We start from the raw sequence: 14,648 nt of genomic DNA, 5'->3' as shown, positions 1-14,648 counted from the left end.
ATTTAGGTTGTAAAACTATACCTAATTTAGAAATATGTTGTACAAAAAATTACTCAGTAAATAACAAGTGTGTTATACTGGGTAATTTTTGTATAATTCATTAATGCGAGAGAGAATTGCATCTATTAAAATAATTTTTAATAGGTTATTTCATCTTTCTCTGAATGATCTTTGCTATTTGCATAAGAGCCAATTTTAACACCATTTATGATGCCCACATCAGCACCATCCTTAGGGTACATTTTTCTAAGTTCTGTTTGACTTCGTTCATGATCCTTTAAACGACTTTTATTGTTATCAGCCATAAAAATTCCTCCTATAATAAACTACTTTTATAATCATTAATGATTATAAAAGTAGTTTATACTAAAGTGATAAAAATATGTTGGAAATGAAAAGGATAAATGGGTATTAAAGAAGTATTGGATTATATTAGATGTATTATTTGCTTGTTTGTACACATAATAATATTGAAAATTATATTGACATAGGAGGAATTGAATATGGGCAAAAATAACAAAAACCGAGAGCATACTTCAAGTAGTCCAAAGACTGGCAATACGAAGGGTCATATATCTTCCAAGGCAGGGATGAAAGCTCCTAAAGAAAAATAAATTTATTATGGTTTATTTATAAGTTAAAAAGGTTAAATCATCTTTGGAATAAAGATGATTTAACCTTTTTTATATTATTTAAATAAATAGGTTAAGGCCTGAATCTTCCGTAGAAGCTAGGTAAGTGGCCACTCCACCAATTTCAATTTCAGGAATAAGCTCTTCGCGTTTTATTCCCATTAAATCCATGGACATAGAGCAAGCTAAGAGTTTAACACCCATATTGAGGGCATTAATGATAAGAGTATCAAGGCTATCTACATTATTTTTTTCCATGATGTTTTTAATCATTACAGGTCCCATGCCAGCCATATTCATCTTAGATAGCGGTAATTTACTTGTATTACTAGGCAGCATAATATCAAACATTTTTTCCATGGCATCTTTTTTAACTGAAGGCTTATCTTTTCTTTTTAGTATATTAAGTCCCCAAAAGGTAAAGAACATTGTTACCGGTTTTCCCATGGAAGCTGCCCCAGTAGCTATAATAAAGGAAGCTATGGCCTTGTCTAAATCTCCACTAAAAACTACAAGAGTTGCACCATCCTTAGGTGAAGTTGTAGATATATCAGTAGCGCAACTTTCAGTTAGAGAAGTATTTGATCCTTTTTGAAGTGTAGCTACAAAGGCATTTGAATCTTTGTTAAATTCGCTTTTTAACAGTATGTTTCCAGTTTTATTACACCATGATTCAATATCTTTTTTAAATCCAGGATCAGAGGCTTTAATTTCTAACACGTCGCCAGAATTCATTTTTGTCATTTCTTCGAATACTTTTCTTATTGGTCCTGGGCATTGAAGCCCACAAGCATTTATAGTTACAGTAGCTTTTGGAATTTCTTCACACTTTAACTCGTTGTTACTACTGAAACAATTGCTTTTAACATCGGTGTTAGTATTACTGCAATTATTATTGTCCTTTGAATTAAGTGGTAATTTAGTTATGCAATAAGTTTTATATCCACCATCTAGGTTTTTGCATTTAAAACCATGTTGAGTAAGTAGTCTACATGCAATATAGCCTCGAAGTCCAACCTGACAATATACATAAATAGTCTTATCTTTAGGGAGCTTATCTAAGTTATCCCTAAGAGTGTTTAGAGGTAAATTAACAGAGTTTAATATATTACCAACCTCTGCTTCCATAGGCTCTCTTACATCTAAAATAAATTCTCCCTTATTTGATAATTCATCAACTTCATGCCATTGGAAAATATCTACTAAATTATCCATAATATTAGAAGCTATATATCCAGCCATATTAACAGGATCTTTAGCAGATGAATATGGTGGAGCATAGCAAAGTTCTAAATCAGGAAGATCGAATACTGTTAGATTTCCTTTTATAGCTGTAGCTATTACATCAATACGTTTATCAACTCCATCTAAGCCAACACCCTGAGCTCCAAGAATTTTACCGTCCATTGGGCTAAATAATAACTTCAAAGAAACTGGGAAGGCTCCAGGATAGTATCCAGCGTGAGAGCTTGGGTGAAGATGGATAGCTTTGTAATCTATATTTAGTCTTTTTAGAGTTTTTTCATTATTACCTGTAGTAGCTATAGTTAAGTTGAATACCTTAGCTACAGAAGAACCTAGAGTTCCATTATATTTTGCTGCTTTTCCACAAATAATATCAGCTACAATATGACCTTGTCTGTTAGCAGGCCATGCAAGAGGAATCATTGTAGGGGTTCCATTTATATAATCCATAACTTCTACAGCATCCCCAAGAGCATAAATATTTTCATCTGAGGTTTTCATATATTTATCTACAACTATAGCTTTTCTATTATTAACTGTTAAGCCTGCATCTATAGCAATTTTACTTTCAGGTTGTACTCCGATTGACAAAATAATCATATCAGTACAGAGTTCTTTACCACTGCTAAGAATAACTTTTTTACCATTATTCTCAAAGGATTTAACTCCATCTTCAAGAATTAGGTTAACTCCATTTTCAGTCAAGGATTCATGAACGATAGTAGCCATTTCGTAGTCAAGAGGTGCCATAACTTGATTAGCCATCTCAACGACAGTTACATTAACTCCTCTATCATGAAGGTTTTCAGCCATTTCTAAACCTATAAATCCACCACCTATGATTACAGCTTCTTTTGGTTTACTATTATCTACAAAACCTTTAATTTTATCTGTATCTGGAAGATTTCTAAGGGTAAATATATTAGTGGCTTCATTTAAGCCTGGAATTGGAGGTGTTATTGGATTAGCTCCAGGGGATAGAACTAATATATCGTAGTTTTCCTCATATACTTCTGATGTTAAAACATTTTTAACTTTAACATGTTTGTTAGCCTTATCTATACTTATAACCTCGCTAAGATTTCTTATATCAATATTAAATCTAGAGCTCATACCTTTTACAGTTTGAACTAGAAGGTTATTTCTTTCTGTAATTGTTTCCCCGATGTAGTATGGTAGTCCGCAGTTTGCAAAGGAAATATATTCTCCTTTTTCAAACATTATAATCTCTGAAGTTTCATCTAATCTTCTGAGACGAGCAGCAGTTGAAGCACCACCTGCAACACCACCAACAATAATAATTTTTTTACTCATAATTAAAGACCCCTTTCATAATTTGAAATAGTATATTATTAATACATTTATTGTTAAAATTATAACTTTCATATATCCGTATATTTAAATAATATGATTTACTTTTTAAAATAAGAAGCCTAAAATATAGACTTCTATAAAGTTTGAATCAATAAATTTATCAGTAAGGATTTACATAAACAATTTAGATATTTTCAAATAAAAGTTCAATTAAATTTTTAATGCTATCATCACTAACGCTATAGGTGATTTCCAAACCATTCTTTTCCCAATCAATGATTCCACAGGATTTTAATTTTGCTATGTGTTGTGATACTGTAGATTGAGGTACATTTAGACAATGTTGCATATTTGTAACATTGCAGCCGCCGCTCTCTATAAGCCCTTTAACAATGCAAAGTCTTACCGGATGAGCTAAGGCCTTCAGAATATTTGCCTTTTCTTCAAAAAGTTTTGGATTATTTAGAAATGTATCATTAGTTATCATGTTATTATATCACCTCATATTACTATATTCATATAATACGATATAGTTCGTAGTTATGTCAATGTTAAAATAATAATTAACAAAATCTACTTTGTTAAATTGTGCTATATTTAATATTTATAAGGATTTACTTTGAAAATATTTGGTGACACCATATTAAATAGCTAAAAAGATTGAAAGATGGAAACAAGGAAGGGCAGAAAAAATCTTTAAGGGACAATGTTGGGAATAATAAAAATAAAAGTGTTTAAGTTGGTAAAAAATAATATATAATATATAAAGTAAAATAGTTTACTAAAAATAGAAGTTTAAGGAGATAGTGATGAAGGAATTTAAGTTTATTTATAATGAAGAGGAATTTATATTAACGGAAGAAAATTTTAATTACATGGAAAGTGAAGATGTTGAAGGCTTTACAGTAGAAGATGTGTTAACAATATTGAATGAGGGGAAATCTTTAGTAGATTTTGATTATGAATACTATAATGATAGTTGTGAAGAGTGTGGTGGAGGGAAAATAGTTGATAAAAAGCACTATGGATTTTTGGAATACCACTTTTATATTTTTTCTAAAGAGAATAAATATGTAATAAGCAATATAAGTGAAGAGTTTGAAGGTACATCATATACAAGTTTGGCAAGAGAGAAGAAGATTGATGATAGCCATATAGTTTCAGTTGTAGTGTGTAGTCAATGTAAAACATTTAGTGTAGAAGTTGAACAGTGTGACATGTAATATATATTATATTTTTTAAAATAGAATGTACATATTAATGGATTTTAGTAATATTTAAGATATGTTGTCATATGATTCATAGTGGAGTTTGATTAAAGTGAATTTTAATATTATTTAAATACATATAATTCACATGAAATTATTAAAGACTTTATTAAAGACTAACGTATAATTATAAAGTAGTTGGATACAATCCTAAATAGGAGGGATTGTATGTTTGAAAAATTTAAAAAAAATAAATATATATATATGATAGTGGTTTCATTAGGCATCATAGTATTTCTAATTAGTTATAATATAAGTATAAGTTTTTTTAGAGACTCTGAAGATGGAGATTTAGGATTGTTTGGAGAAACTAGACAGACGGGATCGTTTAAAGGAAGCAACTTGCTGATTTCGAAAGATAGTAATATTAAATTTATGCTAAATTATAAAAATTGCCTGGACAATATAGAGTTTGATGAAATGTTAGATGATCGAATTCCAATAGATGGAGGGTCAGACAATTTATTGGGATTAAATCAAACCGAAGCTGAAAAAATATTATCAGAGTTTGGATATAAAATAGATAGGTTTACGAAGGAAGAAGTGGTTTTTGTAAAGCATATAGATGGCTATAACTATGGAATAGGTTCATACTTCGTTGGGGTTAAGGGTGAAAATGTTGTAATCTATAAAAACGAAGCAGATGGAAAGTTGGCCATCGCAGAGAATACAATACTAAATCCGAAATCTGAAAATGGAGCTTATTTGAAGGTGAAAGACATAGAAAACAAAGGTAATCTGCTCAAAACTTTCTATGAAGGTCATGAAGATTATCAGTTTTTAAATATACAAGAGGCAATTCAATATGCACAAGCTCTTTGTAGCACATAGTCATGAAATAAAAAACTTAAGAATAATTTATTCTTAGGTTTTTTTATTTGATTACTTTTTATTGAATTGTTACATTATAGATGGTAAAGTATAATATAGTTATAATTTTAGAAAAATCATAGCAACTTACTAAGCTTAAATTTAGATACAACCTTAAGTTTAGGTGAGTTTAATTTATGTTATAAATTTTGAATTTAAATTATATTAAAAAGGTAAATATTTATAAGATGGTGATAATTTAATGTATGAATATATAAAAGGAATTTTTAAATCAATACAAAAGGAATATATAGTAATAGAATGTGGCAATATAGGCTATAAAATATTCACTTCAGGGAGTACTATTTCAAATATGCCTACTATTGATGAACCGGTAAAAATCTTTACTCATCAAATTGTAAGAGAAGACTTTATCGGGTTATATGGATTTTTAACTAAGGATGAAATAGCAATGTTTAATCTTCTTATTTCAACAAATGGAGTTGGACCAAAGGCAGCATTATCTTTAATGTCAATAGCAAGTGTTTCAACACTAAAATATGCTATAATTACTGATGACGAAAAGATGATTACCAAAGCACCGGGAATTGGGAAAAAAATAGCACAGCGAATTATCTTGGAACTTAAAGATAAGATTAATGTTGGAGAATCCATTCAAACTACAGGTGGAATGGATGTAATAGATATACATAATGAAAAATTATCAGAAGCAGTAGGTGCACTTATTGCACTAGGATATTCTGATAAAGAAGCTGAAAAAGCGGTGGAAAAAGCTGATAAAACCAAGACGGTAGAAGAAATTATTAAATATTGTTTAAAGGTATTGATGGGATAGTTGAAATTTTATTTTTATAAGGGATACAATATTGTACATACAATTAAGGTTAAGGTGTTAGATAGTCTGAAATCAAGTTTAATGGAGGGGTATTATGGAAGATAGGTTCATCACCTCTAATAGTATAGAGGCAGATATGGAAGTAGAATATTCTTTAAGACCCCAACGACTTAAGGAGTATATAGGGCAAGAAAAAGTTAAAGGAAAGCTAGATATATTTTTAAAGGCTGCAAAGATGAGAAATGAGGCACTAGATCATGTGCTTTTATATGGACCACCAGGTCTTGGGAAGACCACACTTGCAAATATTGTGGCTAAGGAAATGGGAGGAAATTTAAAGGTTACGTCAGGGCCGGCTATAGAGAGAGCTGGTGACTTAGCGGCATTACTTACTAATCTTAATACTAATGATGTATTGTTTATTGATGAGATTCATAGACTAAATAGGTCTGTAGAAGAGATATTATACCCTGCTATGGAGGACTATGCCTTAGACATTATAATAGGAAAGGGAGCAGCGGCAAAATCCATAAGACTTGATTTGCCAAAGTTTACACTGATAGGTGCAACAACTAGAGTTGGACTTTTGACAGCTCCACTTAGGGATAGATTTGGGGTAATGTGTTCCATGGAATATTACAATAATGCGGAGCTTAAGGAGATTGTTTTAAGGTCTTCAGAAATTTTGGATGTTAATATTGATCATGAAGGGGCATTAAGTCTTGGAATGAGATCACGTGGAACTCCAAGAATAGCTAATAGATTGCTAAAGCGTGTTAGGGATTATGCTATGGTTAAGGGTGTAGAGGTTATAAATAGTGAGATGGTAGAAGAGGCTGCAGAGCTTTTAGAAGTTGATAGTGAAGGCTTTGATAGATTAGATAATAAAATATTGGAGGCTATAATAGATAATTTTGGTGGAGGGCCAGTAGGAGTAGAAACTCTTTCTTATTTTATAGGGGAAGAAGTGAATACTATTGAGGATGTTTATGAACCTTATTTAATACAAAAAGGGTTTATAATTAGATCCCCGAGAGGCAGAATCGCGGCTAGGAAGGCTTATAATCATCTAGGAAGAGTTGTACCGGAACACATTTTATAGGATGGAAACTATGAAATTAAAGCAAGTCGATATGATATATGTTATACAGAATAAGAAAAATAGAATTCACATTTATAATATGTTTTTATAGATAATAAGATAAGACGAAAGGGTGTAGATTTTGAAAGTAAAGGATTTTTATTTTGACTTACCAAAGGAATTAATAGCCCAACATCCTTTAGAAAAAAGAGATGAATCAAGGCTTATGGTTCTAAATAAAAAAACTGGAGAGATAGAACATAAGATTTTTAGAAATATAATAGAGTACTTGAATCCAGGTGATTGCCTTGTGCTAAATGATACTAGAGTTATGCCGGCGAGACTTTATGGAGCAAAGGAAGGTTCAGGCGGTAAAATGGAGTTTTTACTACTTAGAAGGTATGACAATGATATATGGGAAACTCTAGTTAAACCAGGGAAAAGAGGAAAGGTTGGAGCAACCTTTATATTTGGAAATGGTGAATTAAGGGGAGAAATAGTAGAGGTTTTAGAGAATGGAAATAGGAAGATAAAATTTTACTATGAAGGTATTTTTGAAGAAGTATTAGATTCATTAGGGGAAATGCCATTACCACCTTATATAGAAGAAAAATTAGAGGATAGAGAGCGGTATCAAACTGTATATTCAAGAGAAGTTGGGTCAGCGGCGGCACCTACTGCAGGATTACACTTTACTAAAGAACTATTAGCTGAGATAGAGACAAAGGGGATAAAAATAGCATTTGTAACACTTCATGTAGGGCTTGGAACATTTAGACCTGTTAAGGCAGAAGAGGTAACAGATCACGAAATGCATTCTGAGTACTATGTTCTAGATGCAAGCAATGCTGAAATTATAAATAGTGCTAAGAAAAGTGGAAATAGAGTTATAGCTGTAGGGACTACATCGAATAGAACATTAGAAAGTATTGCAACCGAAGATGGTCAGGTTAAAGAGCAATCTGGATATACAAGTATATTTATATATCCAGGATATAAGTTTAAAATTGTAGATGCAATAATAACTAATTTTCATCTGCCAGAGTCTACATTAATTATGCTTATAAGTGCATTTTCAACTAAAGATATAGTTATGAATGCCTACAAGGTTGCAGTTGATAATGGATATAGATTCTTTAGTTTTGGAGATGCTATGTTTATACAATAAATAATAACTGAGGACTAAAGATAATGAGTAAATGAAGTAAACTATTGAATTTAATAAATTATATTTAATAGAAAAGATTTAGATTTACTCGTTAAAGAGGAAGGACGATGAATACGTGTATAAATTATTAAAAAAGAGTGGGAAAGTTAGGCGTGGAGAGTTCGTAACTCCCCATGGAACAATACAGACACCGGTATTTATGAATGTTGGTACCTTAGCAGCTATAAAGGGTGCAGTGTCATCAATGGATTTAAAAGAAATAGGATGTCAGGTTGAATTATCTAATACATATCACCTTCATTTAAGGCCAAGTGATGAAGTGGTTAATAAAATGGGTGGAATTCATGAGTTTATGAATTGGGATAGACCAATACTTACAGATTCAGGTGGATTTCAAGTGTTTTCATTAGCTAGTATGAGAAAGATAAAGGAAGAAGGTGTTTACTTTAGTTCACATATTGATGGTAGAAAAATATTTATGGGACCAGAAGAAAGTATGAGAATTCAAAGTAACTTAGCATCAACAATAGCAATGGCATTTGATGAGTGTATACCAAATCCATCTACAAGAGACTATGTTGAAAAGTCAGTAGCTAGAACTACGAGATGGCTTGAAAGATGTAAAGTTGAGATTGATAAACTAAATGCAGAGCCAAATACAATTAATAAAAAACAGATGTTATTTGGAATAAATCAAGGTGGAGTTTATGAAGATATTAGAATAGAGCATGCTAAAACTATTACTAAGATGGATCTTGATGGGTATGCTATTGGAGGACTCGCTGTAGGCGAAACTCATGAGGAAATGTATAAAACAATAGATGCTGTAGTTCCACATCTTCCACAAGATAAACCTATTTACCTTATGGGGGTAGGAACACCGGCAAATATATTAGAAGCTGTTTCAAGAGGTGTAGATTTCTTTGATTGTGTTTTACCAGCTAGAAATGGAAGGCATGGACATGTGTTTACTAAGTATGGTAAAATAAACATTATGAATGCTAAATTTGAGCTTGATAAAAATCCTATAGATGAGGGCTGTCAGTGTCCTACTTGTAGAAATTACTCAAGAGCTTATATAAGGCATTTATTTAAAGCAAAAGAAATGCTTGCAATGAGGCTATGTGTGCTTCATAATTTATATTACTATAACAAGCTTATGGAAGATATAAGAAATGCAATCGACGGAGACTATTTTGAAGAGTTTAAAGCACAAAAACTCTCGGAGTGGAATCAAAATAATTAGGTATTTATTTAAACAAATATATACATAAGTGATACTCTAAATTTATGATTTAGAGTATATAGCTTAATCATTCGAAAGAATGAAAGAAAGAGTTTCATTAATAATGAAAGGAGTGATATTATGCAAAACTTTATGGCGTTTGTTCCAATGATACTTGTATTTGTATTATTTTATCTTATGATTTTCATGCCAGAGAAGAAAAGAAAAAAGCAGTATAATGACATGATTAATTCTTTATCAATAAATGATAAGATTATGACAAAAGGCGGAATAAGAGGAAAAATAATAAACATACAAGAGGATTATATTATTTTAGAGAGTGGCCCAGACAGAGCTAGAATCGAAATGAGTAAATTAGGTATAGCTTCAGTTATGGAATCAGTTAATCAACCAGTAGAAACAAAGTAATAATCATCATAAATCCCCTTATATGAACATATTTATTAAGTATAAGGGGGGTTATAAAATGTATAAGAAGTTTAATTATTCTGCTATTGGTTACGGGGTGTTTAGAGCATCAATTTTAACGGTGATATTCGTTCTGGTATATTCACTTGTGACTGCATATTTTCCAGCTAGCAACACTGTTACGTCAGTATTTTTAGTGATAGCTACGCTAGTGAGTGTTGTGTATGGTTCAATATATGCCACACTTAAGATGGGGAAAAAAGGTTGGATAGTGGGATTGCTGGTAGGATTATTTTATATGATAATACTATATATAGTATCTTTATGTTTTGGAAAAGAGATATCATTTGGTACAAAAGATATAGTTAGATTAATTCTCGCATTAGCGGCAGGTTCATTGTCGGGTATGCTTGGAGTGAATTTATAAATTAATAATGGTATAGGGAGGGAATACAAATGAAACACATAAAAACAATTAATAAATCTAATATTAAAGAAAGTTTAAAGAAGCCAGGTTGCAAAGAGTGTGCTAACTCATGTCAATCAGCTTGTAAAACTTCATGTACAGTAGCTAATTTAGAGTGTGAAAACTAATCATTTAAAGGCAGTAACAAAAGGTTACTGCTTTATGTTTAGTTGGGAGGAAAAATAATGGAATTAATTCATAAATTTAAACAAGGTAATGATTTTTATGTTATAGATGTAAACTCAGGGGCTGTTCATGAAGTGGACGAGCTAGTTTATGACATGCTAGACGCAGATAAGCTTAAGGCTAAAAATGAGTTGAAAGAAATATACAAGGATAAATATTCAAGTGAAGAAATAGATGAAGTATATGAAGAACTACAATACTTGGTAGATGAAGAAATGTTATATTCTAAGGACTTATATGAAGGTATAGCGATGCTTAGTGAAAAGGCAGAAGTAGCTATTAAAGCGCTTTGTCTTAATATAATTCATGATTGTAATTTGAAATGCAAATATTGTTTTGCAGATGAGGGTGAATATAAGGGTTGTAGAAAGACCATGAGCGCACAAGTAGGTAAAGACGCTATAGATTTTGTTATTAAGAATTCAGGTAAAAGAAGAAATATCGAAGTGGATTTATTCGGTGGGGAACCACTTATGGCATTTGATACTATAAAAGAAATTGTAGATTATGGTAGAGCACAAGAGAAAATTCATAATAAAAATATAAGATTTACAATGACTACGAATTCTACACTTTTAAATGATGAGATAATTGATTATCTTGATAAAAATATGGGGAATATCATATTGAGTATAGATGGTAGAAAAGAAGTTAATGATAAAGTAAGAGTTAGATTTGATGGAACTGGTTCCTATGATTCGATACTTCCTAAAATTAAAAAGATGGTAGATGTTAGAGATAAATCTAAAACTTACTATGTAAGAGGGACTTTCACTAGAGAAAACACAGATTTCTTTGAAGATGTTAAACATATGGTGGAGGAAGGGTTCGAGGAAATATCTATTGAACCAGTAGTTCTGCCAGATAGCCATGAACTTTCATTAAGAGCAGAAGATCTTCCTACAATCTTTGAGCAGTATGATAAGTTATATGAATATATGGTTAATAGGATTGAAGTTGGTAAGCCATTTAAGTTCTATCACTTCAATATAGATCTTCAAGGTGGACCTTGTATATATAAGAGGATTTCAGGCTGTGGAGCTGGACATGAATATGTTGCAGTTACACCAGATGGAGAAATATATCCTTGTCATCAATTCGTAGGAAATAAAGATTTTCTTATGGGAGATATATATGAAGGGGTTAAGGACTACTCTATAGTTCAAAATCTTAAAGATGCACATATATATAATAAGCCTACATGTAAGAATTGTTGGGCAAAATTCTATTGTAGTGGTGGATGTCAAGCTAACAACTTTAACTTCAATGGTGATGTTCATATACCTTATGAATTAGGATGTGAAATGCAGAAGAAGAGAGTAGAGTGTGCAATAGCGTTGAAAGCTAAAACTACAAATAAGTAACTAGTAAATTAAACATGAAATATTAATTCTAGGTCAATGATAAAAACCATTAATATTTATGATTTATAATAAAGGGATAAAAGTATGTATGAAAAGAAAATATAATGTTAAATTTTTGAAATTTACTTTTATGCACTTGCTTTTATCCATGATATACCTGTAAAATAAGTGGTAAAGTGAAAGTTGTTTAGTGGGGGTGGAATCTCCCACTAAATTTAGCTGAACGAATCTAGGGTATTAGCAACTCTTAAGCCTAATTAGATGATAGTTGATATCAGATCTATAGACATAAAAATGAGGTACTTAGAAAAAATGAAATAACAGGAAAGGGGATAATCATGAATAAGAGGAAGAAAAATGGGAAAAGTGGAAAAAGTGGAATTAAGATTATAATTTCAGTAATATTAATAGGCGTATTTGCGTATGTCGGATTTGCTGGCTTAGATTTAGGTAGTTATAAAATTAATACTTTTGAAAGCAACATAGACAAAGGGCTTGACTTGGTCGGAGGAACATCACTTTTAATGGAAATAAAAGATGAAAATATAGATCAAGAAGTAGTAGATAGAACTATTGAACTTTTTTCTATGAGGGTTGACAAAGATGGAGTTAGTGAAATTCCTATAACGCAAGAGGGTAAAAATAGAATCAGAATTGAGATTCCAGGAGAATTTAATACCGATAAGGTTTTAGAAACCATAGGTAAAACTGGAGAACTGAACTTTGAAGGTCCAGATGGTGGTATTATTTTAACAGGTAAAGAAGTTAAAGAAGCAAAGGCTTATCTTTCTCAAGATAATAAAGCTTTAGTTAGTCTTGAATTAAATGAGGAAGGTACAATAAAATTCGCTGAGGCTACAAAAACATTCCTAAATCAGAGCATAGCTATTAAGATGGATGGTGAAATTTTAACTAATCCAAAAGTTAATGCGGTTATAAGTGATGGAAAGGCTGTTATTGAAGGTATGAGTTCGTTGGAAGAAGCAAACTCAATAGCAAATATCATTACATCAGGGGCGCTACCTGTAAGTGTAGAAGCTATTTCAGTTAAAACTGTAGGTCCAACTATTGGTGTTGAGGCATTAAATCTTAGTAAACAAGCTGGAGTTATTGGTATTATATGTGTAATGGTATTTATGATAGTGTTCTATAGACTACCAGGTATTGTTGCATCTATATCATTGGTGCTTTATACATGCATAGTTCTCATAATCTTTGGTGAATTTAATGTTGTATTAAGCTTAGCCGGTATAGCAGGATTGTTACTTACAATTGGTATGGCTGTAGATGCAAATGTACTTATTTTCGAGAGAACTAAAGAAGAATTGAAAATGGGTAAATCAGTGAAAAGTTCTGTGGAAGCAGGATTTGATAGAGCGTTAAGTTCAATTCTTGACTCAAATATAACTACAAGTATAGCGGCTTTAGTGCTTTACTTTTTAGGAACAGGTGTAGTAAAAGGGTTTGCGGTAACTTTGTTAATCGGGATAGTTGTAAGTATATTCAATGCCCTTGTAATTACAAAGTTCTTACTAACCAATGCTGTGAATGCAGGGTGGATAAATAAACCATCACACTTTGGTGTTAGAGGAGGAAAAAGCCATGAATAATATTATTGGGAAAACTAAAATTTGGTTTGCAATAGCTCTTACTCTAATTATAATAGGTATGGGATTCATGGCAACTAAGGGATTAAATTATGGAATAGATTTTAAGGGTGGTACTTTAATAACATTAGAAATGAATCAAGAATTTCAAAAATCTGATATTGATGCCATTATAGATGAATTTGCTAAAGATAAATATTCTACCAAAATAGCAGATGAAGGAAAAGAAATACAGATAATAGTTCAAGAGGGAGTATTAGAAGAAGAGGAAACCAATCAACTTGTAAATAAAATTAAGGAAAAATACTCTTTAGAAGATAGTGCATTAATTGGTAAAGAAACTATTGGAGCTACCGTAGGTAATGAATTAAAGAAAAAGGCAATACTATCATTAGGGATTGCTATAATTGCTATATTAATATATGTTACGGCTAGATTTGAATTTGATTTTGCTGTGGCAACTATAATAGCTCTTATGCATGATGTTTTGATAACACTGTCATTTTATTCAATTCTAGGTATTCAAGTTAATACCCCATTCATAGCGGCGGCATTAACTATAGTAGGTTATTCTATTAATGATACAATAGTTGTTTTTGATAGGATAAGAGAAAATAACAAGAAAAATAGAAGGTTGACACCGACAGAAGTTGCGAATATTAGTATAAAAGAAACTTTAGTTAGAAGTATAAATACAACAATGACAACACTAATAACTATAGTTGCAGTTTATGTGTTAGTACCATCTATTAGAGAATTCTCTCTACCACTTATAGTTGGGGTTGCTAGTGGAGCGTACTCATCAATATTTATTGCTTCACCAGTATGGGTTGTTCTAAAGAATAGAAAAAACAAGAAAAAACTTGCTGCTGGTGCATAATATAGACAAATTTCAATGGCGAAAAACATTTTATTGTGTTTTTCGCTATTTTTATGAGAAATTATTTGTAATATTGGTAGTTTTAAATTATAATATATGTGTTTTCTATTAATTTGG

At 31.3% G+C, this 14,648-nt stretch carries 15 protein-coding genes; 12 read left to right on the top strand and 3 right to left on the bottom strand.

The genetic code is table 11. From position 1 onward, the window contains the following. Window positions 1-137: 137 nt before the first annotated feature. From RSA29_RS08840 to RSA29_RS08830, 3 genes are all read right to left on the bottom strand, one after another. A complete protein-coding gene (locus tag RSA29_RS08840) occupies window positions 138-305 on the bottom strand; it encodes a hypothetical protein (protein ID WP_346933887.1) in 168 nt (55 codons plus the stop codon). A 387-nt stretch (window positions 306-692) separates the two neighbouring features. Beyond that, on the bottom strand, window positions 693-3,191 hold the full coding sequence (locus tag RSA29_RS08835; RefSeq protein ID WP_346943189.1) for a CoA-disulfide reductase: 2,499 nt from the start codon (window positions 3,189-3,191) through the stop codon (window positions 693-695). A 184-nt stretch (window positions 3,192-3,375) separates the two neighbouring features. Continuing rightward, window positions 3,376-3,678, bottom strand: a complete 303-nt coding sequence (locus tag RSA29_RS08830; protein ID WP_346934325.1) for a metalloregulator ArsR/SmtB family transcription factor — start codon at window positions 3,676-3,678, stop codon at window positions 3,376-3,378. Window positions 3,679-4,000: 322 nt separating this feature from the next. Here RSA29_RS08830 and RSA29_RS08825 point away from each other — a divergent pair, with 322 nt between their 5' ends. The 12 genes from RSA29_RS08825 to secF all read left to right on the top strand — a co-directional run bounded on the left by RSA29_RS08825 (window position 4,001) and on the right by secF (window position 14,531). After that, complete coding sequence (locus tag RSA29_RS08825) at window positions 4,001-4,414, top strand: DUF3785 family protein (protein WP_346943190.1); 414 nt, start codon at window positions 4,001-4,003, stop codon at window positions 4,412-4,414. Between the two features lie 213 nt (window positions 4,415-4,627). Continuing rightward, a complete protein-coding gene (locus RSA29_RS08820) occupies window positions 4,628-5,290 on the top strand; it encodes a hypothetical protein (RefSeq protein ID WP_346943191.1) in 663 nt (220 codons plus the stop codon). Window positions 5,291-5,531: 241 nt separating this feature from the next. Further along, window positions 5,532-6,125 (top strand): Holliday junction branch migration protein RuvA, encoded by a 594-nt coding sequence (gene ruvA, locus RSA29_RS08815; protein WP_346943192.1) that lies wholly within the window; start codon window positions 5,532-5,534, stop codon window positions 6,123-6,125. A gap of 94 nt (window positions 6,126-6,219) precedes the next feature. Further along, entirely contained in the window at window positions 6,220-7,227 is a 1,008-nt protein-coding gene (gene ruvB, locus RSA29_RS08810) for a Holliday junction branch migration DNA helicase RuvB (RefSeq protein WP_346943193.1), read from the top strand. 121 nt (window positions 7,228-7,348) lie between these two features. Next, window positions 7,349-8,374, top strand: coding sequence for a tRNA preQ1(34) S-adenosylmethionine ribosyltransferase-isomerase QueA (gene queA, locus RSA29_RS08805; RefSeq protein ID WP_346943194.1), 1,026 nt, complete (start codon window positions 7,349-7,351; stop codon window positions 8,372-8,374). 115 nt (window positions 8,375-8,489) lie between these two features. Beyond that, window positions 8,490-9,620, top strand: coding sequence for a tRNA guanosine(34) transglycosylase Tgt (tgt, locus tag RSA29_RS08800; RefSeq protein WP_346934331.1), 1,131 nt, complete (start codon window positions 8,490-8,492; stop codon window positions 9,618-9,620). Between the two features lie 120 nt (window positions 9,621-9,740). Continuing rightward, a complete protein-coding gene (gene yajC, locus RSA29_RS08795; RefSeq protein ID WP_346934332.1) occupies window positions 9,741-10,028 on the top strand; it encodes a preprotein translocase subunit YajC in 288 nt (95 codons plus the stop codon). 58 nt (window positions 10,029-10,086) lie between these two features. Next, the gene (locus RSA29_RS08790; RefSeq protein WP_346934333.1) at window positions 10,087-10,455 is read left to right on the top strand and encodes a TIGR04086 family membrane protein; all 369 of its coding nucleotides are present in this window, start codon (window positions 10,087-10,089) and stop codon (window positions 10,453-10,455) included. 29 nt (window positions 10,456-10,484) lie between these two features. Then, entirely contained in the window at window positions 10,485-10,622 is a 138-nt protein-coding gene (gene scfA / locus RSA29_RS08785) for a six-cysteine ranthipeptide SCIFF (protein ID WP_035134469.1), read from the top strand. Between the two features lie 57 nt (window positions 10,623-10,679). Further along, a complete protein-coding gene (gene scfB / locus RSA29_RS08780; protein WP_346943195.1) occupies window positions 10,680-12,044 on the top strand; it encodes a thioether cross-link-forming SCIFF peptide maturase in 1,365 nt (454 codons plus the stop codon). A 338-nt stretch (window positions 12,045-12,382) separates the two neighbouring features. Continuing rightward, complete coding sequence (gene secD, locus RSA29_RS08775; RefSeq protein ID WP_346943196.1) at window positions 12,383-13,654, top strand: protein translocase subunit SecD; 1,272 nt, start codon at window positions 12,383-12,385, stop codon at window positions 13,652-13,654. Continuing rightward, the gene (gene secF, locus RSA29_RS08770; RefSeq protein ID WP_346934335.1) at window positions 13,647-14,531 is read left to right on the top strand and encodes a protein translocase subunit SecF; all 885 of its coding nucleotides are present in this window, start codon (window positions 13,647-13,649) and stop codon (window positions 14,529-14,531) included. The genes secD and secF overlap by 8 nt, the downstream gene beginning before the upstream one ends. Window positions 14,532-14,648: the final 117 nt, after the last annotated feature.

The organism is Clostridium sp., assembly GCF_036660475.1.
Lineage (GTDB): Bacteria > Bacillota > Clostridia > Clostridiales > Clostridiaceae > Clostridium_J.
The sequence above is the reverse complement of the archived record's forward strand: the minus strand, read 5'-3'. Positions and strand labels throughout refer to the sequence as shown.